The following is a 24,002-nucleotide window of genomic DNA, read 5'->3' as shown; positions in this document are numbered from 1 at the left end:
GGAAGGCCCGCGCGGGGGCTCCCGCACCAAAACACCGTGCCGCAGGCACTATTTAAAAAAATATTTCTGACTTTAAGTTAGCGAATGACCGGAGCCATCACCATGACCATCAACACCGAACGCAACGCCCGCCACGCCGCACGTATGGCACGCAAAAAAGCTGTTATCGACGCGCATATCGCCGAAGCCAATATCGACACCGGCATCATGATTTTGCTCACCGGCAATGGCAAAGGTAAATCGTCTTCCGCCTTTGGCATGGTGGCGCGCGCCATCGGCCACGGGCTAAAAGTAGGCGTGGTGCAGTTTATTAAAAACCGCACCGACACCGGCGAAGAAGCCCTGCTCGGCAAGCATTGCGAATGGCATGTGATGGGCGATGGCTTTACTTGGGAAACGCAGAATTTTGAAGCCGACAAACTAAAATCCGAAGAGGCCTGGGCCGTGGCCGCGCGCATGCTGGGTGATGCCAGCTACGATGTGGTGATTTTGGATGAGCTGACTTACTGCCTCAGCTACAACTATCTAGATAAAGACACCATTATTAAAGACATCGAATCCCGCCCGGAAATGCAACATGTAGTGGTCACCGGCCGCGCCGCAGTCAAAGAATTGCACGAGATAGCCGATACCGTGACCGTACTCAACGACGAAAAACACGCTTATAAAGCGGGCATCAAGGCGCAAAAGGGTTTGGAATGGTAAGCGCAGCGACTCTGCTGATTGCAGCACCTTCTTCCGGTAGCGGCAAAACCACCATCACGGCCGCCTTGGCCTGGCATCATCGCCGCCTAGGCCGCAAGGTGCGGGTGTTTAAATGCGGGCCGGATTTTCTCGACCCGCTCATACTCAGCTACGCCAGTGGCGCACCGGTGGATAATCTGGATTTGTGGATGGTTGGCGAGGATTTATGCCGAAAAATGCTGGCCGATGCGGCGCAAGACGCCGATGTGATCCTGATCGAAGCGGTGATGGGCCTGTTTGATGGCGAGCCTTCCGCTGCCGAGCTAGCCACCCGCTTGGGGCTGCCTGTACTGGCGATTATCGACGCCAGCGCCATGGCGCAAACCTTTGGCGCGCTGGCTTTCGGGCTGGCGCACTATAAAAGCGATCTGCCGTTTTATGGTGTGCTGGCTAATAAAGTAGCAGGCGATCGCCACGCACAAATGTTGCAAGAATCAGCCAGACCCGAGCATTGGCAAGGCTGGCTGGGCAAGCACGAAGCCCTGCCCGAGCGGCATTTGGGCCTGGTGCTGCCGAATGAAATTCCCGATTTGGCGCAAAAACTTGATGCACTGGCCGATGCTTTAGCCAGCCAGCCGATTGCAGCTTTGCCTCCGGTCATCGATTACAGCAGCTCTGCACGCCGGGCTTTAGCCCCGCTGCTCACAGGCAAACGCATCGCCATCGCTCGCGACGCGGCGTTTTGTTTTATTTACCCGGCCAATTTAACTTGCCTGAGCGAAATGGGTGCCGAGCTGGTGTTTTTCTCACCGCTTGCCCATGAAGCCCTGCCGGAAGCCGACGCGCTCTACTTGCCCGGCGGTTATCCGGAGCTGCACGCCGCCACACTCGCAGCTCATCCAAGCATCGCCACCGATTTACGCAACTGGCTTGCCGCAGATAAACCTGTATTTGCCGAATGTGGCGGCATGCTGGCGCTTTGTGCATCGTTAACACTAAGCGATGGCACCTCACATAAAATGTGGGGCGTTTTAGATGCCAAAGCGACCATGCAAAAACGCCTTTCGGCCCTTGGCATGCAAGCTTTCGACTTAGGCGCGGGCGAGTTGCGCGGCCACACTTTTCACTTCTCAACATTACAAAGCACGTTGCAGCCATTCCTCCATGCCACGCCTTGCCGCTTGGGCAGCCAAGGTGAAGCGATCTATCGCCAAGGCAGCCTCACCGCCAGCTATGTGCACGCATGGATGATGAGCAACCCCGCTGCCAGCGCGGCTCTTTTTGGAACAACAGCATGAAACACATCCGCTATGCCGCCTTAGTAAGCTTGCTGCTATCCCATGCCGCCATCGCCAGCGTTAGTGTAAAAGACGACCGTGGTCAGGAAATCACCTTAGCCAAGCCCGCGCAACGCATCATCAGCCTTGCCCCGCACGCCACCGAAGACTTGTTTGCCATCGGCGCAGGCAAGCTCATTGTGGGCGCGGTGAATTACAGCGACTACCCGCCAGAAGCGAATAAAATTGAGCGTATCGGCGGCTATAACGGCTTTGATCTGGAACGCATTCGCGCCCTTAAACCCGATCTGATCGTGGCATGGCAAAGTGGCAACCCCGCCAAGCAGCTCGCGCAAATCGAAACCCTCGGCCTGCCAGTTTTTTATACTTTCTCTAAAAAACTGGAAGACGTCCCCACGGTGATGGAACGTTTAGGCGTGTTAACAGCCAAAGAAAGCGAAGCTCAGGCAGCTGCCAGCAAATACCGCAGCAGCCTTGCCGCGCTAGAGAAAAAATACGCGGGCAGAAAGCCAATCCGTGTTTTTTATCAGGTATGGGACAGGCCATTGATGACGATTAACCGCGAGCAAATCATCTCCGACGCGATGCGCCTGTGCGGTGGCGTCAACGTCTTTGCCGCCCTGCCAGCGCTGGTACCGACCATCGACGACGAAGCGGTACTCGCCGCCAATCCAGATGTGATCATTACCAGTGGTGAGCCGGGTGTAAAAGACAACTGGTTAAACCGCTGGAAACGCTGGCCTAATCTAAAAGCCAATAAACATCTCTATATCCTGCCCAAAGACCTGCTCAGCCGCATGGGGCCAAGATTGGTAGAAGGCACAGAAAAGCTCTGCGAAGCAATTGATAAAGCGCGTTAAACCATTGAAGCAAAACCTGTAGACACAGAGAACGAAAAGAACACAGAGAAGAAGCTAAGAGACATAACAAATGATTTCCCGAATTACGCGTTTTTGTAGGTTGGGTTAGCAGGCCTTATCGCGTAACCCAACGTTTTTTGCACCAGCGCATGTTGGATTACACAGCTTAACATTGGAAATTACCCTGAATGTAAACTCGCGAATATTGCACTGATCTACAGGGAATTCGCGGCTAACGCCGTTCCTAATTTATTTTCCTAGTTTGTGCTCTGTGATCTCTATTTATCTCTGTGTCTACAGACCTTTTTAAAGGGCTAACGCCCTGCCAGAGCAACTCATCATGAAGCATTCCCGCCTTACCCCCGCCAGACTCACCCTTACGCTGCTTGTGCTAAGCGGCCTACTATTGATCACCGTCATCCTTAGCCTCTGCTTTGGCAGTACCAGCTATCGCCCGTGGCAATTACTGGGCAATGGGCCTGATGCCGCGCTGGCTCGTGATGTAGTGCTCGAGCTACGCCTGCCGCGCACCTTGGCGGCCATTGCCGTTGGTGGTTTGCTGGCACTAGCCGGTGCATTGCAGCAAGTTTTACTCAGAAATCCTCTTGCTGATCCTTACATTCTCGGTACCTCAGGCGGAGCCAGCGTCGGCGCTTTGCTGGCGATGTTGTTAGGTGCAGGTGTGGCCGCCGTCAACTTGGCAGCGGGCTGCGGGGCCTTGCTTAGTATTACGCTGGTGTTTATTTTGGCGCGCAAAGATCATTCCAGTAGTCAGGCGCGCTTACTCTTAACGGGGGTGGCGATCGCTTCTTTTTGTGGCGCATTGTCCAGCTTATTACTCAGCCTTGCACCCGATGGCCTCTTACGCGGCATGGTATTTTGGATGCTGGGCGATCTTGCTGGGGCGCGTTGGCAGTTGGCATTACCGCTGCTCTTGGCGCTGCTTTTGTTAGTTTGGCCGCTAGCGCGTCAGCTTAATGTGCTCAGCCAGGGCGCACAAACCGCCCATGCACTCGGGGCCAATACGCGTAAATTGCAATGGCTACTTTACTTTGTAGCCGCAGCGGCAACGGCCATTGCGGTGACCACAGCAGGCATGATCGGCTTTATCGGCCTGATCGTTCCACACGCCTTGCGACTGGTTTTAGGCCACGATCAACGCCTGCTCTTACCTGCGGTCGCACTCACAGGCGGTACGGTTTTACTAGCTGCTGATATCGCTTCGCGCATTATCCTTGCCCCGCAACAACTCCCCGTTGGGGTGATTACCGCACTGGCCGGTGTGCCGGTGTTTTTATGGTTGTTGCAACATCGAGGAGTCGCACGATGAGCCATTTATCTCTTTGCTCCTTAGCCATTCAGCAGGGCGAGCGCCTGCTTTGCAAAGATCTGAATCTTGAAATTAGTAAGGGCGAAAGCTGGCTTATTCTGGGCGAAAACGGCTGCGGCAAAAGCACCATACTCGCCACCTTGGCGGCATGGCTCAAGCCTGCGGCAGGCAAGATCCTGCTCAATCAGCGGCCATTAAAAGAATGGGCAGGTCATGAGCGGGCCAAAGAAATTGCATGGCTTAGCCAACAGGATGACTGCCCTTTTCCACTCTCCGTTATTGAAAAAGTTCTCAGCGGCCGTCATCCACATCAAGGGCCATGGGATTGGGAAAGCCAGGATGATCTGCGCCTCGCCGATGAGCAATTAGCGAGGCTGGATTTAAGCGATCTAAAACACCGCGACCTTGCCACGCTATCAGGCGGCGAGCGCCGCCGGGCTAGCCTTGCAGCAACGCTCGCTCAACAAGCCGCACTAATCTTACTCGACGAGCCATTATCCCAGCTTGATCTACGCCACCAGCAACAAGCCCTTTCGGTACTGCGCGAAGAAAACCAAGCAGGCAGAACCCTGCTGATGGTCAGTCACGACCCAAATCACGCCCACCAATGGGCAAGCCATGTGCTGCTAATGTTTGGCGATGGGCAATGGCTATCAGGGCCGACTGCGGAGATCATGAATAGCCAGAACCTCAGCGCGCTCTACCGCAGCGAAATCCGCAGCGCTAGCATCGAAGGGCAAGAGTGGTTTATCCCTTTGCCCCGCTAAGCCCCAAACCCAAATCTTGAACCACAGAGGACACTGAGAACACGGAGTTTCACGGAGAAAAGCAATTCATAACGGAGCTAAGGATTTGCTAGGAAATAATGCCCCCAGTGCCGCTACCGTCATTCCCGAGTGCTTTTATCGGGAATCCAGCCGCGCTGCTGGACTTCTATATCCTGAGTGATAAGGCCGTAAACTGAAATCAGCCCCCAATGTTTTCTCCGTGTTCTGCTTTTAATCTCCCTGTTCTCTGTGTCTACAGACCTTAGCTTTAAAGGTTTGAGTATCTTCTACCAATAATCTTGCACAAGGCAAAACCATGCCCACTCTTATGATTCAAGGCTGCACCTCTGATGCAGGCAAGACCACCATCGTTGCCGCGCTCTGCCGTATTCTTTTGCGTCGTGGCATCAAAGTCGCACCGTTTAAGCCACAAAATATGGCGCTCAATAGCGCAGTCACCAGCGATGCAGGCGAAATTGGCCGCGCCCAAGCCATGCAAGCCGTTGCAGCAGGCATCGCCCCGCATACTGATTTCAACCCCGTATTACTCAAGCCTTCCAGCGATTGCCGTGCCCAAGTCATTATTCAAGGTAAAAGCATCGGTAATTTAGATGCAGTGGATTACCACGCCTATAAGCAAACAGCCAAAAAAGCCGTATTTGAATCATGGGGCCGCTTAAAAGAGCAGTATGAATGGGTGATTGTTGAAGGCGCGGGCAGCCCTGCCGAAATCAATTTACGCGCAGGTGATATCGCCAATATGGGCTTTGCCGAAGAAGCAGACTGCCCCGTCTGGCTGGTTGCCGATATCGACCGAGGCGGCGTATTTGCCCACTTTGTCGGCACCCTTGCTTGCCTATCAGCATCAGAGCAGGCAAGAGTTACCGGCTTTATCATCAACCGTTTTCGGGGGGATCTAAGCCTATTGCAAGGTGGAATCGACTGGCTAGAAGAAAAAACCGGTAAGCCCGTCATCGCAGTTGTTCCCTATTTGCATGGCCTGGATATCGCAGCTGAAGATGCAGTACCGCGCACCGCAGGCAATGGTGGCGACTTTAAAATTGTCATCGCTACACTGCCGCATATTTCCAACCACACCGATTTTGACCCGCTGCGCCGTATTACGGGCGTCGATTGCAGCTACGCCACGCCCAATCAACCCTTGCCCACAGCCGATCTGCTCATCATCCCCGGCAGCAAAAACACCCGTGGCGATCTGGCATGGCTACGCCAGCAAGGTTGGGATAAGCAAATCGAAAAACACCTGCGCTTTGGCGGCAAAGTCATCGGCATCTGTGGCGGCTACCAAATGCTAGGCCAAACCATCGCTGATCCACGTGGCTTAGAAGGCGAGGCGGGAAATTCTGAAGGATTAGGCTGGCTTCCTATTAGCACATCACTAGAGCAAGACAAACAGCTGCGTAATTTATCCGGGCAACTCACCACGGATAGTGAAGCCGTAACAGGCTACGAAATCCATCATGGCGAAACCCAAATTCTGGATTCAAGCGCCATCCCACTGATTAAATACGGCAATGAACACGATGGCGTAATCACCGATCAAGTGCTTGGCTGCTATCTGCACGGCTTATTTGATTCCAGCGCAGCATTAAAATCCTTACTCGCATGGGCAGGCCACCAAGTCGCAGAAGTCGTCGACCACCAGCAGCTACTAGAGCAAGAAATAGACCGCCTGAGTGACGCACTAGACCAATCGATAGATTGGGAAAAAGCCAAACAAGCAGGCCTCGATTAGTCATGTAGGTTCGGGTTAGCAGCCTTACCGCGTAACCCGACAGCAAACCACAGAGGCTTGATTTTGTAATTGCACTGCAGCGGCTTTCCTTTCGCGCAAAGCAAAACCCCCGCCTCTTTCGAGTACGGGGGTTCTGTTTACTGCATAAGGTGTCTGGCAATGACCTACTTTCACACAGGTAATCTGCACTATCATCGGCGCTAAGGTGTTTCACTGTCCTGTTCGGGATGGGAAGGAGTGGGACCACCTCGCTATGGTCGCCAGACTTTAACGGGTTAACACGTTGTGCTTATTGCTCCACAACGCATTCAGTTCAATAGAAGAAGTAATTCAATACTCAAACTTAACTCTTAATCTGGGTAGATTATACCGTCGCGCACACGCGTCTCAGGTTATAGGATCAAGCCTTACGGGCAATTAGTATCGGTTAGCTTAACACATTACTGCGCTTCCACACCCGACCTATCAACGTCCTGGTCTCGAACGACCCTTTAAAAGGCTTAAAGCCTTGGGGAAATCTCATCTTGAGGCGAGTTTCGCGCTTAGATGCTTTCAGCGCTTATCTCTTCCAGATTTAGCTACCCGGCGATGCCACTGGCGTGACAACCGGTACACCAGAGATCTGTCCACTCCGGTCCTCTCGTACTAGGAGCAGCCCCCCTCAAATTTCCAACGCCCACTGCAGATAGGGACCAAACTGTCTCACGACGTTTTGAACCCAGCTCACGTACCACTTTAAATGGCGAACAGCCATACCCTTGGGACCGGCTACAGCCCCAGGATGTGATGAGCCGACATCGAGGTGCCAAACTCCGCCGTCGATGTGAACTCTTGGGCGGAATCAGCCTGTTATCCCCGGAGTACCTTTTATCCGTTGAGCGATGGCCCTTCCATTCAGAACCACCGGATCACTATGTCCTGCTTTCGCACCTGCTCGACTTGTCTGTCTCGCAGTTAAGCCGCCTTATGCCATTACACTATCAGTACGATGTCCGACCGTACCTAGGCGACCTTCGAGCTCCTCCGTTACAATTTGGGAGGAGACCGCCCCAGTCAAACTGCCTACCATGCACGGTCCCCGATCCGGATAACGGACCAAGGTTAGAACCTCAAAGGGGTCAGGGTGGTATTTCAAGGACGACTCCACACAGACTAGCGTCCATGCTTCAATGTCTCCCACCTATCCTACACAAACCACTTCAAAGTCCAATGCAAAGCTACAGTAAAGGTTCACGGGGTCTTTCCGTCTAGCAGCGGGGAGATTGCATCTTCACAAACATTTCAACTTCGCTGAGTCTCAGGAGGAGACAGTAGGGCCATCGTTACGCCATTCGTGCGGGTCGGAACTTACCCGACAAGGAATTTCGCTACCTTAGGACCGTTATAGTTACGGCCGCCGTTTACTGGGACTTCAGTCAAGAGCTTGCACCCCATCATTTAATCTTCCAGCACCGGGCAGGCGTCACACCCTATACGTCGTCTTTCGACTTTGCAGAGTGCTGTGTTTTTGATAAACAGTCGCAGCCCCCATTTCTCTGCGACCCATTTCTGCTCCAGCCGCAAGGGCCTTCACATACTCTGGGCTCACCTTCTCCCGAAGTTACGGTGATAATTTGCCGAGTTCCTTCTCCTGAGTTCTCTCAAGCACCTTAGAATTCTCTTCCTACCCACCTGTGTCGGTTTGCGGTACGGTCAATATAAAGCTGAAGCTTAGAGGCTTTTCTTGGAAGCATAGGATCAATCACTTCAGTCCGAAGACTTCGTCGTCACGTCTCAGCGTTAAAGCAGCCCGGATTTGCCTAAGCCACACGCCTACTCGCTTAAACCACCTATTCCAACAGATGGCTGACCTACCTTTCTCCGTCCCCCATCGCACTTTACATCGGTACGGGAATATTAACCCGTTGTCCATCGACTACGCATTTCTGCCTCGCCTTAGGGGCCGACTCACCCTGCGCCGATGAACGTTGCGCAGGAAACCTTGGGTTTTCGGTGTGCGGGCTTTTCACCCGCATTATCGCTACTCATGTCAGCATTCGCACTTCCGATACCTCCAGCATCCTTCTCAAGACACCTTCGCAGGCCTACGGAACGCTCCTCTACCATATGCACATCGTGCATATTCGCGTCTTCGGTTATCAGTTTGAGCCCCGTTACATCTTCCGCGCAGGACGACTCGACCAGTGAGCTATTACGCTTTCTTTAAATGATGGCTGCTTCTAAGCCAACATCCTGGCTGTCTATGCCTTCCCACCTCGTTTTCCACTTAACTGATTATTTGGGACCTTAGACGGCGATCTGGGTTGTTTCCCTCTTGACCATGGACGTTAGCACCCACAGTCTGTCTCCCATGCTCGCACTTGACGGTATTCAGAGTTTGCCATGGTTTGGTAAGTCGCGATGACCCCCTAGCCATAACAGTGCTTTACCCCCGTCAGTGATACATGAGGCACTACCTAAATAGTTTTCGAGGAGAACCAGCTATTTCCAAGTTTGTTTAGCCTTTCACCCCTATCCACAGCTCATCCCCTAATTTTGCAACATTAGTGGGTTCGGACCTCCAGTGCGTGTTACCGCACCTTCATCCTGGCCATGGATAGATCACTTGGTTTCGGGTCTACGCCCAGCAACTATGCGCCCTATTCGGACTCGGTTTCCCTACGCCTCCCCTACTCGGTTAAGCTTGCTACTGAACGTAAGTCGCTGACCCATTATACAAAAGGTACGCAGTCACCCCATTTTTCAAGGGCTCCCACTGTTTGTATGCATCCGGTTTCAGGTTCTATTTCACTCCCCTCCCGGGGTTCTTTTCGCCTTTCCCTCACGGTACTGGTTCACTATCGGTCGATGATGAGTATTTAGCCTTGGAGGATGGTCCCCCCATCTTCAAACAGGATTTCTCGTGTCCCGCCCTACTTGTCGCATGCTTAGTACCAACCAATCTTTTTCGTGTACGGGGCTATCACCCACTGTCGCCAGACTTTCCAGACTGTTCCACTAAAGTTTGATTTATCACATGCAGGCTCTTCCCATTTCGCTCGCCACTACTTTGGGAATCTCGGTTGATTTCTTTTCCTTCGGCTACTTAGATGTTTCAGTTCGCCGAGTTCGCTCTACACTGCCTATGTATTCAGCAGTGAGTGACCCAAAAGGGCCGGGTTTCCCCATTCGGATATCTACGGATCAATGCTTATTTGCCAGCTCCCCGTAGCTTTTCGCAGGCTAACGCGTCCTTCTTCGCCTATCATCGCCAAGGCATCCACCAGATGCACTTAGTCGCTTGATCCTATAACCTCAAACACGTGTTGCACTCTATTCGTCAATGAAGACGAGCAAAGCGATTCACATCCTTAAAGTATCTGATTTCGCTTTGTTTGCGACATCGATCATTCAGTTCTGACTTCGAATAATCGATTTTGATACAATCTACCCTTATTTATTTCTAAATTTGAGTATTACTTCTTCTATTTTTTTAAAGATCAATTTACTGTCTTGCTGATTTTAGAAATCAGAATTAATGTGACTTTGATAAGCCCTATTAATTCCGAATCCTATTCAACAATCCTTAAACCTACAGTCGATGAGTGTGAGTACTCAATCCAAAAGACTTTTCTCTTGAAAGGAGGTGATCCAGCCGCAGGTTCCCCTACGGCTACCTTGTTACGACTTCACCCCAGTCATGAATCCCACCGTGGTAAGCGGCCTCCTTACGGTTAGCCTACCTACTTCTGGTGAAACCCATTCCCATGGTGTGACGGGCGGTGTGTACAAGGCCCGGGAACGTATTCACCGCGACATGCTGATCCGCGATTACTAGCGATTCCGACTTCATGGAGTCGAGTTGCAGACTCCAATCCGGACTACGATCGGTTTTATGAGATTAGCTCCACCTCGCGGCTTGGCAACCCTCTGTACCGACCATTGTATGACGTGTGAAGCCCTAGCCATAAGGGCCATGAGGACTTGACGTCATCCCCACCTTCCTCCGGTTTGTCACCGGCAGTCTCCTTAAAGTGCCCAACTAAATGGTAGCAACTAAGGACAAGGGTTGCGCTCGTTGCGGGACTTAACCCAACATCTCACGACACGAGCTGACGACAGCCATGCAGCACCTGTGTTCAAGTTCCTTGCGGCACTCCTCTATCTCTAAAGGATTCTTGACATGTCAAGGCTAGGTAAGGTTTTTCGCGTTGCATCGAATTAATCCACATCATCCACCGCTTGTGCGGGCCCCCGTCAATTCCTTTGAGTTTTAGCCTTGCGGCCGTACTCCCCAGGCGGTCTACTTCACGCGTTAGCTGCGTTACTAAGGAACGAATTCCCCAACAACTAGTAGACATCGTTTAGGGCGTGGACTACCAGGGTATCTAATCCTGTTTGCTCCCCACGCTTTCGTGCATGAGTGTCAGTATTAGCCCAGGGGGTTGCCTTCGCCATCGGTGTTCCTCCGCATCTCTACGCATTTCACTGCTACACGCGGAATTCCACCCCCCTCTGCCATACTCTAGTTGAACAGTTTGCAATGCAATTCCCAGGTTGAGCCCGGGGCTTTCACATCACACTTAATCAACCACCTGCGCACCCTTTACGCCCAGTAATTCCGATTAACGCTTGGACCCTACGTATTACCGCGGCTGCTGGCACGTAGTTAGCCGGTCCTTATTCTTCCGGTACTGTCATCCCCAATGGATATTAGCCACTAGGATTTCCTCCCGAACAAAAGCGCTTTACAACCCGAAGGCCTTCTTCACGCACGCGGCATTGCTGGATCAGGCTTGCGCCCATTGTCCAAGATTCCCCACTGCTGCCTCCCGTAGGAGTCTGGACCGTGTCTCAGTTCCAGTGTGGCGGATCGTCCTCTAAGACCCGCTACAGATCGTTGCCTTGGTGAGCCTTTACCTCACCAACTAGCTAATCTGATATCGGCCGCTCTAATAACGAGAGGTCTTGCGATCCCCCTCTTTCCCCTCAGGGCGTATGCGGTATTAGCTATCCTTTCGGATAGTTATCCCCCATTACTAGGTACGTTCCGATATATTACTCACCCGTTCGCCACTCGTCAGCGGTGCAAGCACCCTGTTACCGTTCGACTTGCATGTGTAAAGCATGCCGCCAGCGTTCAATCTGAGCCAGGATCAAACTCTTTAGTTTAATCACTATGCTAGTACTTACTGGCTTACTTTATTCAGAGCAACCATCGCTGGTTACTCCTTACTAATGCAAGCACTTGTTTCGCTTCCAAATCAAGCACTCACACTCATCGACTGTATTTTTTTAAAGATCGTTTCGCCACTGCTCGAACACTGTGTTGCTGTGTGTGCTGCAGCGAGAGGCCGAAATATACCGGTGACACTCTGCCGAGTCAATACCTTTACAGCAACAAAACAAAACAAAATGATAACCCACTGATTTTATAATGATTCACTTTCTACTCTTGGGTCACATTCAACTCAAAACCAGATAAAACTCAATCACTTTGCACCGCTTAATTGTGCTATTTTTTGAGAAACAATGAGCTTTGGGGTCATTTATCCAAAGAACGTCACTTAATAAATAAGAATCCACTAACGCACTCATTGTATTTCAGGGCCCAAATGACCCAATCCCCCTCTTCATCCAACAGCATAAATGCCTCTTTCCTTCCCTACCTCATGATTAAATCACGATCACGCCAAAACGAAGATAGAAAAGGGTAAAAACACACAGACTTCCACACTAAAAACGCCAGCTCCCTGCCCTTCTTTCGCGCAAAGCAAAACCCCCGCCTCTTTCGAGTACGGGGGTTCTGTTTACTGCATAAGGTGTCTGGCAATGACCTACTTTCACACAGGTAATCTGCACTATCATCGGCGCTAAGGTGTTTCACTGTCCTGTTCGGGATGGGAAGGAGTGGGACCACCTCGCTATGGTCGCCAGACTTTAACGGGTTAACACGTTGTGCTTATTGCTCCACAACGCATTCAGTTCAATAGAAGAAGTAATTCAATACTCAAACTTAACTCTTAATCTGGGTAGATTATACCGTCGCGCACACGCGTCTCAGGTTATAGGATCAAGCCTTACGGGCAATTAGTATCGGTTAGCTTAACACATTACTGCGCTTCCACACCCGACCTATCAACGTCCTGGTCTCGAACGACCCTTTAAAAGGCTTAAAGCCTTGGGGAAATCTCATCTTGAGGCGAGTTTCGCGCTTAGATGCTTTCAGCGCTTATCTCTTCCAGATTTAGCTACCCGGCGATGCCACTGGCGTGACAACCGGTACACCAGAGATCTGTCCACTCCGGTCCTCTCGTACTAGGAGCAGCCCCCCTCAAATTTCCAACGCCCACTGCAGATAGGGACCAAACTGTCTCACGACGTTTTGAACCCAGCTCACGTACCACTTTAAATGGCGAACAGCCATACCCTTGGGACCGGCTACAGCCCCAGGATGTGATGAGCCGACATCGAGGTGCCAAACTCCGCCGTCGATGTGAACTCTTGGGCGGAATCAGCCTGTTATCCCCGGAGTACCTTTTATCCGTTGAGCGATGGCCCTTCCATTCAGAACCACCGGATCACTATGTCCTGCTTTCGCACCTGCTCGACTTGTCTGTCTCGCAGTTAAGCCGCCTTATGCCATTACACTATCAGTACGATGTCCGACCGTACCTAGGCGACCTTCGAGCTCCTCCGTTACAATTTGGGAGGAGACCGCCCCAGTCAAACTGCCTACCATGCACGGTCCCCGATCCGGATAACGGACCAAGGTTAGAACCTCAAAGGGGTCAGGGTGGTATTTCAAGGACGACTCCACACAGACTAGCGTCCATGCTTCAATGTCTCCCACCTATCCTACACAAACCACTTCAAAGTCCAATGCAAAGCTACAGTAAAGGTTCACGGGGTCTTTCCGTCTAGCAGCGGGGAGATTGCATCTTCACAAACATTTCAACTTCGCTGAGTCTCAGGAGGAGACAGTAGGGCCATCGTTACGCCATTCGTGCGGGTCGGAACTTACCCGACAAGGAATTTCGCTACCTTAGGACCGTTATAGTTACGGCCGCCGTTTACTGGGACTTCAGTCAAGAGCTTGCACCCCATCATTTAATCTTCCAGCACCGGGCAGGCGTCACACCCTATACGTCGTCTTTCGACTTTGCAGAGTGCTGTGTTTTTGATAAACAGTCGCAGCCCCCATTTCTCTGCGACCCATTTCTGCTCCAGCCGCAAGGGCCTTCACATACTCTGGGCTCACCTTCTCCCGAAGTTACGGTGATAATTTGCCGAGTTCCTTCTCCTGAGTTCTCTCAAGCACCTTAGAATTCTCTTCCTACCCACCTGTGTCGGTTTGCGGTACGGTCAATATAAAGCTGAAGCTTAGAGGCTTTTCTTGGAAGCATAGGATCAATCACTTCAGTCCGAAGACTTCGTCGTCACGTCTCAGCGTTAAAGCAGCCCGGATTTGCCTAAGCCACACGCCTACTCGCTTAAACCACCTATTCCAACAGATGGCTGACCTACCTTTCTCCGTCCCCCATCGCACTTTACATCGGTACGGGAATATTAACCCGTTGTCCATCGACTACGCATTTCTGCCTCGCCTTAGGGGCCGACTCACCCTGCGCCGATGAACGTTGCGCAGGAAACCTTGGGTTTTCGGTGTGCGGGCTTTTCACCCGCATTATCGCTACTCATGTCAGCATTCGCACTTCCGATACCTCCAGCATCCTTCTCAAGACACCTTCGCAGGCCTACGGAACGCTCCTCTACCATATGCACATCGTGCATATTCGCGTCTTCGGTTATCAGTTTGAGCCCCGTTACATCTTCCGCGCAGGACGACTCGACCAGTGAGCTATTACGCTTTCTTTAAATGATGGCTGCTTCTAAGCCAACATCCTGGCTGTCTATGCCTTCCCACCTCGTTTTCCACTTAACTGATTATTTGGGACCTTAGACGGCGATCTGGGTTGTTTCCCTCTTGACCATGGACGTTAGCACCCACAGTCTGTCTCCCATGCTCGCACTTGACGGTATTCAGAGTTTGCCATGGTTTGGTAAGTCGCGATGACCCCCTAGCCATAACAGTGCTTTACCCCCGTCAGTGATACATGAGGCACTACCTAAATAGTTTTCGAGGAGAACCAGCTATTTCCAAGTTTGTTTAGCCTTTCACCCCTATCCACAGCTCATCCCCTAATTTTGCAACATTAGTGGGTTCGGACCTCCAGTGCGTGTTACCGCACCTTCATCCTGGCCATGGATAGATCACTTGGTTTCGGGTCTACGCCCAGCAACTATGCGCCCTATTCGGACTCGGTTTCCCTACGCCTCCCCTACTCGGTTAAGCTTGCTACTGAACGTAAGTCGCTGACCCATTATACAAAAGGTACGCAGTCACCCCATTTTTCAAGGGCTCCCACTGTTTGTATGCATCCGGTTTCAGGTTCTATTTCACTCCCCTCCCGGGGTTCTTTTCGCCTTTCCCTCACGGTACTGGTTCACTATCGGTCGATGATGAGTATTTAGCCTTGGAGGATGGTCCCCCCATCTTCAAACAGGATTTCTCGTGTCCCGCCCTACTTGTCGCATGCTTAGTACCAACCAATCTTTTTCGTGTACGGGGCTATCACCCACTGTCGCCAGACTTTCCAGACTGTTCCACTAAAGTTTGATTTATCACATGCAGGCTCTTCCCATTTCGCTCGCCACTACTTTGGGAATCTCGGTTGATTTCTTTTCCTTCGGCTACTTAGATGTTTCAGTTCGCCGAGTTCGCTCTACACTGCCTATGTATTCAGCAGTGAGTGACCCAAAAGGGCCGGGTTTCCCCATTCGGATATCTACGGATCAATGCTTATTTGCCAGCTCCCCGTAGCTTTTCGCAGGCTAACGCGTCCTTCTTCGCCTATCATCGCCAAGGCATCCACCAGATGCACTTAGTCGCTTGATCCTATAACCTCAAACACGTGTTGCACTCTATTCGTCAATGAAGACGAGCAAAGCGATTCACATCCTTAAAGTATCTGATTTCGCTTTGTTTGCGACATCGATCATTCAGTTCTGACTTCGAATAATCGATTTTGATACAATCTACCCTTATTTATTTCTAAATTTGAGTATTACTTCTTCTATTTTTTTAAAGATCAATTTACTGTCTTGCTGATTTTAGAAATCAGAATTAATGTGACTTTGATAAGCCCTATTAATTCCGAATCCTATTCAACAATCCTTAAACCTACAGTCGATGAGTGTGAGTACTCAATCCAAAAGACTTTTCTCTTGAAAGGAGGTGATCCAGCCGCAGGTTCCCCTACGGCTACCTTGTTACGACTTCACCCCAGTCATGAATCCCACCGTGGTAAGCGGCCTCCTTACGGTTAGCCTACCTACTTCTGGTGAAACCCATTCCCATGGTGTGACGGGCGGTGTGTACAAGGCCCGGGAACGTATTCACCGCGACATGCTGATCCGCGATTACTAGCGATTCCGACTTCATGGAGTCGAGTTGCAGACTCCAATCCGGACTACGATCGGTTTTATGAGATTAGCTCCACCTCGCGGCTTGGCAACCCTCTGTACCGACCATTGTATGACGTGTGAAGCCCTAGCCATAAGGGCCATGAGGACTTGACGTCATCCCCACCTTCCTCCGGTTTGTCACCGGCAGTCTCCTTAAAGTGCCCAACTAAATGGTAGCAACTAAGGACAAGGGTTGCGCTCGTTGCGGGACTTAACCCAACATCTCACGACACGAGCTGACGACAGCCATGCAGCACCTGTGTTCAAGTTCCTTGCGGCACTCCTCTATCTCTAAAGGATTCTTGACATGTCAAGGCTAGGTAAGGTTTTTCGCGTTGCATCGAATTAATCCACATCATCCACCGCTTGTGCGGGCCCCCGTCAATTCCTTTGAGTTTTAGCCTTGCGGCCGTACTCCCCAGGCGGTCTACTTCACGCGTTAGCTGCGTTACTAAGGAACGAATTCCCCAACAACTAGTAGACATCGTTTAGGGCGTGGACTACCAGGGTATCTAATCCTGTTTGCTCCCCACGCTTTCGTGCATGAGTGTCAGTATTAGCCCAGGGGGTTGCCTTCGCCATCGGTGTTCCTCCGCATCTCTACGCATTTCACTGCTACACGCGGAATTCCACCCCCCTCTGCCATACTCTAGTTGAACAGTTTGCAATGCAATTCCCAGGTTGAGCCCGGGGCTTTCACATCACACTTAATCAACCACCTGCGCACCCTTTACGCCCAGTAATTCCGATTAACGCTTGGACCCTACGTATTACCGCGGCTGCTGGCACGTAGTTAGCCGGTCCTTATTCTTCCGGTACTGTCATCCCCAATGGATATTAGCCACTAGGATTTCCTCCCGAACAAAAGCGCTTTACAACCCGAAGGCCTTCTTCACGCACGCGGCATTGCTGGATCAGGCTTGCGCCCATTGTCCAAGATTCCCCACTGCTGCCTCCCGTAGGAGTCTGGACCGTGTCTCAGTTCCAGTGTGGCGGATCGTCCTCTAAGACCCGCTACAGATCGTTGCCTTGGTGAGCCTTTACCTCACCAACTAGCTAATCTGATATCGGCCGCTCTAATAACGAGAGGTCTTGCGATCCCCCTCTTTCCCCCTCAGGGCGTATGCGGTATTAGCTATCCTTTCGGATAGTTATCCCCCATTACTAGGTACGTTCCGATATATTACTCACCCGTTCGCCACTCGTCAGCGGTGCAAGCACCCTGTTACCGTTCGACTTGCATGTGTAAAGCATGCCGCCAGCGTTCAATCTGAGCCAGGATCAAACTCTTTAGTTTAATCACTATGCTAGTACTTACTGGCTTACTTTATTCAGAGCAACCATCGCTGGTTACTCCTTACTAATGCAAGCACTTGTTTCGCTTCCAAATCAAGCACTCACACTCATCGACTGTATTTTTTTAAAGATCGTTTCGCCACTGCTCGAACACTGTGTTGCTGTGTGTGCTGCAGCGAGAGGCCGAAATATACGGGTCTCGCCGTACTTGGTCAACCACTACCGTGCAATAAAAGCGTAGTAATAGGCTAAGCAGTTGATTTACATAAGAAGCTACAACAATAAGAAACGTCTAATTTCCAAAATAAAAACGCCGCGAGTAGCTCGCGGCGTTTTTATTACTTCAAGCATTTAAATCACTACTGATTTAACGCTTGATTCCATACACTTTGCCATTTGGCAGGGTGATGGTGATATCGCTAGGTACAGTCAGCGGCATAAATACACGCATGCCGATGGTGATGGTTTTTCCCGCACTAAAGTCTGCAACGCCCCAGCCTGACTCTTTCATCGCATAAGTTAAGCGATGGAAGCCATCTGGCAGACCGCCCACATTGCCTGTTTTTGTACCGGCTGTTGTGGCTGTCCATGTACCACCACTATATATATCCACTAAATTCTCTACGCCATTACCTGCTGGTGGATCACTTGGCTTGAGGTATTGAACTTCAGAAGGAATCAGCGGCGTAGAAGGAGCGACGTTAAATGAAACTTTAGCTCCGCTTAAATTTACAGTTGAGTTGTTTTTCAACTTCAAGCCAATAGCGAGTGGGTAGTTATCATCACCCTTAGGCTTATACCCAACCATATCTACTGATACATCGAGCAAATCTGCTGGGCGAACAAACTTCTCGTCGCCGGCTTTTGTGCCGTATGGGGCCGCTGAGCGCAGCTTGGCCGCAGCCAGCTTGGTCAGCGTGCTACCCATTGAGTAATAACCCAGGCCATTTTCTGATGGCTTGCTGTAGTCCCCTGCCATTTCCCAGAACATGATACCGCCAGCGCCTTGATCAATTGCGTACTGAACTTTTGCAGCAAAAGACTGCTCGTTTTCAGTTGACAAGAACACTTTGGTGGTTGGATTCCATAACCAAGAGGATTTAGCCACATCATCGTAATGCTCTTGATATGTGCCACGTACTTTGGCTTCTGGGCGGCTTTGGTCGTGACCATACTGAGTAAAGTAAGGTGCGCTCAGGCCATCACGTAGATTATTAACGTGCCACAGTGGATTTACACCGGCAAACATTTCATTACCAGCAGCGTCTTTATCGAACCACAGATTATCAATACCCTGAGCACCCAAACCGCAAGGTGCACCCGCTTTTGCACTCAATGCATCTGGGCCTAGATTACCACCGGTACCGAGATAGCATTTTTTCTGATCGGCTAGAGCAGAAACACCCCACAGACCATTAGTGCCGCCCGCTACATTTTGTGAACCACGAGTGTAGTACGGCAAGCCGATATTAATACGGCCACCTGCAAGCGCTGTGCGGAAGTATTTATAAGCCCAGTCAATATTCAAATAGCCTTGCGAATTGTAATAATGCGCGTCGCCACCCGAGTAAATCTTGGCATCAGCAATTTCATTGTCTTTGCCAGTATCGTAGAGCGGTGCATTATGGCCAACGAAGTGATTCCACGCGCCATGCAAGTCATACGTCATCATATTGACGTAATCAAGATACTTAACCGCCTGCATCGCTTCCATACCGCGCAATAAGTAACCGGATGATGGCGATGCAATGGTCAACATATAATACTTGCCGCTGGCCGCTGCAGCCTTATCCAACTCGGCACGTAGTGTTTTGGTTAAGGCCATATAGCCTTTCCACAAGTCGCCCCGTTTTGCATTGCCAATTTTCCAGTCTTCCGGATTACCCGCATCGCTCATTGAGGTTGGATATTCATAATCGATATCGATACCGTCAAAGCCATACTTAGTCACGAACTCAGCCGCCGACTTAGCAAAAATATCGATTCGATCCTGACGAACCGCGCCTGTTGCAGGATCTGTGGTCAGCGCGTAGAAACCACCGCTTACCGTACGGCCATCTGCTTCATTAAAGAAACCACCCGTTTCTGCCCAGCCACCAACAGACATCAAAAGCTTCACACCCGCTTTTTTATTCTTTTGCAGCATATTAAAGTGGCCTTTGTACGGCAGATTTGGATCTAGCGCGTACTTAGGATTACCGTTTTTATCAGCAAAAGTCAGGCCTGTAGCAGAGTTGGCTGGATTAGCTGTATCACCTACCGACACTTTCCAATTGGCATCAACGTGAGCGAAGGCATAATTCACGTGAGTAACGTCATTCCAAGGAATATCCGCAGCGAGATAAGCATTCGGGCCAGCACTACGCCAGCTAGTGAAGTAACCGATGCTGCGGCGCTTCATATCATTAGGCAGTTTTTCGCGGCCATTAACGTCGTACACATCGCAATACGGAACATTCGCGACTTCTGTAACCAAGCCCTCAGGCTGACACGCAACGCTAGGTGCAGGCGTTGGTACTGGTGTCGGAACCGGTGTCGGAACCGGTGTTGGAACCGGTGTTGGAACCGGTGTTGGAACCGGTGTTGGAACCGGAGTTGGAACCGGTGTTGGAACCGGTGTCGGTACTGGTGTCGGTACCGGTGTCGGTACCGGTGTCGGTACTGGTGTTGGTACCGGCGTTGGAACTGGTGTAGGAGTCGGTGTAGAGCCGCAAGCACCCAAATCTAGCCAAGGCTTACCTGCGCCCACATTGCTAGACGGCACATCACCCTGAGTCCACCACTGCGCTTTATAGTTGCGACCTGCATAGGTCACGCTTTGGCCTCCCGAATAAGCGGTGCTGGCAGACCATGCTAAAAAGCAGCCTGCCGGAGCAGGTGTTGGCGTAGGAACGGGGGTCGGTACCGGAGTAGGGATTGGTGTCGGCACAGGAGTCGGAGCTGGTGTTGGTACCGGAGTAGGAACTGGCGTCGGAGCAGGGGTAGGTGTTCCCCCTGCAACCAGCTCCCACGGGCCCCACTGCTCGGCACCGGGCACATTACCCTGTGTCCACCACTTGGCCTTCCAGTCTTTTCCTGCATAGCTTACGGTCTGCCCGCTGGTATAGGAACTAGCAGCATTCCATGCCGGAGCAGAAAAAGCTTGGGCAGCAACAAAGGCAGCCGGAATCGCTGCCAACATAAAGCGACTAAATTGAGACATAGTTTTAACTCTCCATCCATCTTGTGAATTGGCGTTATCTGCACGCATGAAGTGGTATTAACGCAGCAAATACGAATTTATTATTTTTGTAATCAAAACGTAAGAAAGTCAGTTACAAACCACTTCGTAAATGACTTTAAGATACGTTAGTGAGATTAGTCACTACGGCATTTCCCATGTCAATAGCCCAATATGCTCGCCCATCGTAAACCCGACGAAAAATACACTCACCATACAAAAAAACTACATCCTTCCTCAGCAAACAATTGATGTGGTGCAACAAAAAAAACATAACCACATGAATTTTATAAAAAAATACAAAAAAACACAGCATCGCAAAGCAACATATATTTCAAAAATCGTAGTTATTAAAAAATATAATTGTAGTAATTATCATAAAAAAATAGACATTTTTGATACAAAAGCTAGCCCATACAGGGTTAACCTTATAACTAGCCATTAAGAAACTTTCTCAGCGCTTTCGAGCATGGCTTTGCAATATTGATACATGAGTAACCATTAAAATACTTACACGCAACAAACTTAAATGGCCAAATCGGCTTGCCGTAAACCATGAAGTGGATCTATCCAAAAAGAGATTGTGATCAATCCCTTGCTGATCTGCGCTGCATCTGATAGAAACCGAACTGACTCTTTGACCTGCCATTCATTATGCTCATTCGTAAACTATTTAAATTTGAAAACGCACACATCGTCCGCAACTGCTCTAGCGAGCGCTGCCGTAGCTCGATTCACGGCCATAGCTATCGGGTTGAAGTACTCTTGGAAGCCAATGCCCTTGATCATGGCCAGATGGTGTACGACTTTGGCCTTATGAAAGGCACCATTCGTGATGTGGTCGATGCCTTCGATCATGCCGTCTGCTTTTGGGATAAGGACGACGCGGAATATATCCGCTTATGCAAGCAATTCTCTACCCGCTGGATTGCCATGCCAGTGTCGCCTTCAGCCGAGCAATTTGCCCGCATGTTTTTTGTAATTATCGATGCGCTGCTCCAGCAAACGGTGATGGCCAATGGCGAAGCCGATGTCACGCTCCACTCAATCATCGCCCACGAAACTGATACCGGCTACGCGCAAGCTTTCCGTGCTGACGCGGTAAACGAGCGCATGGGCATTATTCGCTTAGAAGATGTGGTGTTTTCAGAGCAATGCCAAGCCGAATGGAAAGACCCCGATATGTATAAAAAGCTATTGGCAGGTGGCCGCTTCAGCAACCCAGCCGTGCCAAGGCAAGTTGAAATCTAAACCACGGCTGGTTTAGATGAAAACAAAAAAAGCGCGACCCATTGGGCCGCGCTTTTTTATTATTAACAAACTTTACAAAGCAGTGGCAACGCCTGCCACTCGAGCTTACATCTCGACCTGCATCCCCATCTCAACCACACGATTAGGTGGAATCTTAAAGAAGTTCGTCGCTCGGGCCGCATTACGGCTCATGATGCTAAACAGATTTCTGCGCCACCAGCTCATCGCCGGATACTTAGCCTCGACGATCGTTTCCCTCGATAAGAAGTAAGACGTTTGCATGCTATCAAACTCTAACTCGGGCTGTAATTGCTCTACCTGAGTCAAAATAGCAGGCACGCTAGGCTCTTCTTTAAAGCCGTAAGTGGCAATAATCTGGCAGAAACTCTCGCCTAATTTACGCACTACCACTCGCTCACGTGCGGCCACATAGGGAATATCCGTGGTCAGCACGGTCATAAAGACAACACGCTCGTGCAGCACTTTATTGTGCTTTAAGTTATGCAGCAAAGCATGCGGTACTGAATCGGTGCTGGCCGTCATAAATATAGCCGTGCCTTCTACACGCTGCGGTGGGCTGGCTTCTAAGGCCTCTACAAAACCTTCCAATGGCAACTCACCATCGTGCATACGCTCGCTAAGCAGCTTGCGGCCATACTTCCACGTTGTGAGCATTGCAAATACGATCAAGCCAATCATTAAGGGGAACCAGCCGCCTTCGTGTAACTTGAGCAAATTGGCAGAGAAAAACGCTAGATCGATCACCAGCAAAAACGACAACACCATCCAAACCAGTACACGATTCACCACTGAAGCATCGCGCCCCAGTACAACAAAAGCTAATAAGGTAGTGATCACCATGGTGCAGGTCACGGCAAAGCCATAAGCTGCCGCTAAATTGCTCGATGTGCGGAATGCCAGCACCAGCAGAATGACCGATACCAGTAAGAACCAATTAATTTGCGGGATATAAATCTGGCCGATTTCATTTTCAGACGTGTGCTGAATATCCATGCGCGGACAAAACCCCAGTTGAACCGCAGAGCTGGTCATGGAATACGCACCAGAAATCACAGCCTGAGAAGCGATTACCGTGGCACACGTCGCCAACACCACCAGCGGCACTAAAGCCCAGCCCGGTGCCATCATAAAGAAGGGGTTTTTAATCGCTTCAGGTGTATGCAAAAGCAAGGCGCCCTGACCAAAGTAATTCAGCACCAAAGCAGGTAAGACCAATAAAAACCAAGCATAGCGAATAGCAGGACGGCCAAAATGGCCCATATCTGCATACAACGCCTCTGCCCCGGTTAAAGACAGAACCACTGCACCTAATAAAATAAACGCCAAACCCGGCTGCGCAGCAAAGAAATGCACGGCATGGCTAGGGTTCATCGCTGCCAGTACATCAGGGGATTTTAAAATATTCCAAATCCCCAAGGAGCCCAGCACCACAAACCACAGTACCATAATCGGGCCAAAAAGCTTACCAAGACTGGCCGTACCCTTAGCCTGCATCATAAATAGGGCAATCAGCACGATAATAGTAACGGGAATAATATAGGCATCCAGCTTATGCGAGATCACCCCAATCCCTTCCAGAGCGGAGAGCACCGATACTGCAGGAGTAATCATACTATCGCCATAAAACAGCGCGGCCCCAAACAGACCCAAGCCCACAATGATGGCGTATTTGCGTGACCCTGGCACAGCTGAGCGCAGCGCTAATGCCATCAAGGATAATACGCCCCCTTCACCGCGGTTATCTGCACGCAAAATGAAAACGACATATTTTAAAGAAACCACCAACATCAAGCCCCAAAAAATCAGGGACAAAATACCCAGCACATTAAAGCTGGTTAAGCTCAGCTCTGCATGGTGAAAACACTCTTTAAGCGTATAGAGCGGGCTGGTACCAATATCGCCATAGACGACACCGATTGCACCAATCGCCAAACCGGCTACTTTTTTTGGATCACGATCCAAAGAAGATTCAATAGACATATATTTTTAAAGCTCAACAGAAGGTCGCCGAA

The 24,002-nt window shown here is 50.6% G+C and carries 9 protein-coding genes and 6 rRNA genes; 7 read left to right on the top strand and 8 right to left on the bottom strand.

Annotated features, from left to right (window positions below):
- Positions 1–84: 84 nt before the first annotated feature.
- The 6 genes from cobO to VN23_RS19635 all read left to right on the top strand — a co-directional run bounded on the left by cobO (position 85) and on the right by VN23_RS19635 (position 6,695).
- On the top strand, positions 85–705 hold the full coding sequence (gene cobO, locus VN23_RS19660) for a cob(I)yrinic acid a,c-diamide adenosyltransferase (protein WP_197432966.1): 621 nt from the start codon (positions 85–87) through the stop codon (positions 703–705).
- Complete coding sequence (locus VN23_RS19655) at positions 699–1,982, top strand: cobyrinate a,c-diamide synthase (protein ID WP_046350562.1); 1,284 nt, start codon at positions 699–701, stop codon at positions 1,980–1,982. The genes cobO and VN23_RS19655 overlap by 7 nt, the downstream gene beginning before the upstream one ends.
- Entirely contained in the window at positions 1,979–2,842 is an 864-nt protein-coding gene (locus tag VN23_RS19650; RefSeq protein WP_046350563.1) for a cobalamin-binding protein, read from the top strand. Before VN23_RS19655 ends, VN23_RS19650 begins: the two co-directional genes overlap by 4 nt.
- Positions 2,843–3,182: 340 nt before the next feature.
- Positions 3,183–4,172 carry a FecCD family ABC transporter permease gene (locus VN23_RS19645; RefSeq protein WP_046350564.1) on the top strand — a complete coding sequence of 330 codons (990 nt, stop codon included), beginning with the start codon at positions 3,183–3,185 and terminating at the stop codon, positions 4,170–4,172.
- Positions 4,169–4,939, top strand: coding sequence for an ABC transporter ATP-binding protein (locus VN23_RS19640; protein ID WP_046350565.1), 771 nt, complete (start codon positions 4,169–4,171; stop codon positions 4,937–4,939). The genes VN23_RS19645 and VN23_RS19640 overlap by 4 nt, the downstream gene beginning before the upstream one ends.
- A 316-nt stretch (positions 4,940–5,255) precedes the next feature.
- On the top strand, positions 5,256–6,695 hold the full coding sequence (locus tag VN23_RS19635; protein ID WP_046350566.1) for a cobyric acid synthase: 1,440 nt from the start codon (positions 5,256–5,258) through the stop codon (positions 6,693–6,695).
- A 151-nt stretch (positions 6,696–6,846) separates the two neighbouring features.
- Here VN23_RS19635 and rrf (VN23_RS19630) read toward each other — a convergent pair.
- From rrf (VN23_RS19630) to VN23_RS21900, 7 genes are all read right to left on the bottom strand, one after another.
- Positions 6,847–6,960: ribosomal RNA gene (rrf, locus tag VN23_RS19630) — 5S ribosomal RNA — on the bottom strand.
- 131 nt (positions 6,961–7,091) lie between these two features.
- A 23S ribosomal RNA gene (locus tag VN23_RS19625) occupies positions 7,092–9,981 on the bottom strand.
- 332 nt (positions 9,982–10,313) lie between these two features.
- Positions 10,314–11,846, bottom strand: a 16S ribosomal RNA gene (locus VN23_RS19620).
- A gap of 652 nt (positions 11,847–12,498) precedes the next feature.
- A 5S ribosomal RNA gene (gene rrf / locus VN23_RS19615) occupies positions 12,499–12,612 on the bottom strand.
- 131 nt (positions 12,613–12,743) lie between these two features.
- A 23S ribosomal RNA gene (locus VN23_RS19610) occupies positions 12,744–15,633 on the bottom strand.
- A 332-nt stretch (positions 15,634–15,965) separates the two neighbouring features.
- Positions 15,966–17,499: ribosomal RNA gene (locus tag VN23_RS19605) — 16S ribosomal RNA — on the bottom strand.
- The 16S, 23S and 5S rRNA genes sit together here, the layout of an rRNA operon.
- 366 nt (positions 17,500–17,865) lie before the next feature.
- Complete coding sequence (locus VN23_RS21900) at positions 17,866–20,700, bottom strand: glycosyl hydrolase family 18 protein (protein WP_197432965.1); 2,835 nt, start codon at positions 20,698–20,700, stop codon at positions 17,866–17,868.
- Between the two features lie 672 nt (positions 20,701–21,372).
- Here VN23_RS21900 and VN23_RS19590 point away from each other — a divergent pair.
- A complete protein-coding gene (locus VN23_RS19590; RefSeq protein ID WP_046351966.1) occupies positions 21,373–21,969 on the top strand; it encodes a 6-pyruvoyl trahydropterin synthase family protein in 597 nt (198 codons plus the stop codon).
- 105 nt (positions 21,970–22,074) lie between these two features.
- On the opposite strand, the gene VN23_RS19585 is transcribed toward VN23_RS19590, so the two are convergent.
- Positions 22,075–23,970, bottom strand: coding sequence for a potassium transporter Kup (locus VN23_RS19585; RefSeq protein WP_046351965.1), 1,896 nt, complete (start codon positions 23,968–23,970; stop codon positions 22,075–22,077).
- Between the last annotated feature and the right edge of the window lie 32 nt (positions 23,971–24,002).

It is taken from the genome of Janthinobacterium sp. B9-8, from assembly GCF_000969645.2.
Lineage (GTDB): Bacteria > Pseudomonadota > Gammaproteobacteria > Burkholderiales > Chitinibacteraceae > Iodobacter.
This window is presented reverse-complemented; position numbering and strand designations above follow the sequence as displayed.

What these genes read in the sequence shown, in the direction of transcription:
- VN23_RS19655 (WP_046350562.1), top strand. Translation starts at nt 699, where the DNA reads ATGGTAAGCGCAGCGACTCTGCTGATTGCAGCACCTTCTTCCGGTAGC.
- VN23_RS21900 (WP_197432965.1), bottom strand. Translation starts at nt 20,700, where the DNA reads ATGTCTCAATTTAGTCGCTTTATGTTGGCAGCGATTCCGGCTGCCTTT.
- cobO (WP_197432966.1), top strand. Translation starts at nt 85, where the DNA reads ATGACCGGAGCCATCACCATGACCATCAACACCGAACGCAACGCCCGC.
- VN23_RS19650 (WP_046350563.1), top strand. Translation starts at nt 1,979, where the DNA reads ATGAAACACATCCGCTATGCCGCCTTAGTAAGCTTGCTGCTATCCCAT.
- VN23_RS19585 (WP_046351965.1), bottom strand. Translation starts at nt 23,970, where the DNA reads ATGTCTATTGAATCTTCTTTGGATCGTGATCCAAAAAAAGTAGCCGGT.
- VN23_RS19640 (WP_046350565.1), top strand. Translation starts at nt 4,169, where the DNA reads ATGAGCCATTTATCTCTTTGCTCCTTAGCCATTCAGCAGGGCGAGCGC.
- VN23_RS19635 (WP_046350566.1), top strand. Translation starts at nt 5,256, where the DNA reads ATGCCCACTCTTATGATTCAAGGCTGCACCTCTGATGCAGGCAAGACC.
- VN23_RS19645 (WP_046350564.1), top strand. Translation starts at nt 3,183, where the DNA reads ATGAAGCATTCCCGCCTTACCCCCGCCAGACTCACCCTTACGCTGCTT.
- VN23_RS19590 (WP_046351966.1), top strand. Translation starts at nt 21,373, where the DNA reads ATGCTCATTCGTAAACTATTTAAATTTGAAAACGCACACATCGTCCGC.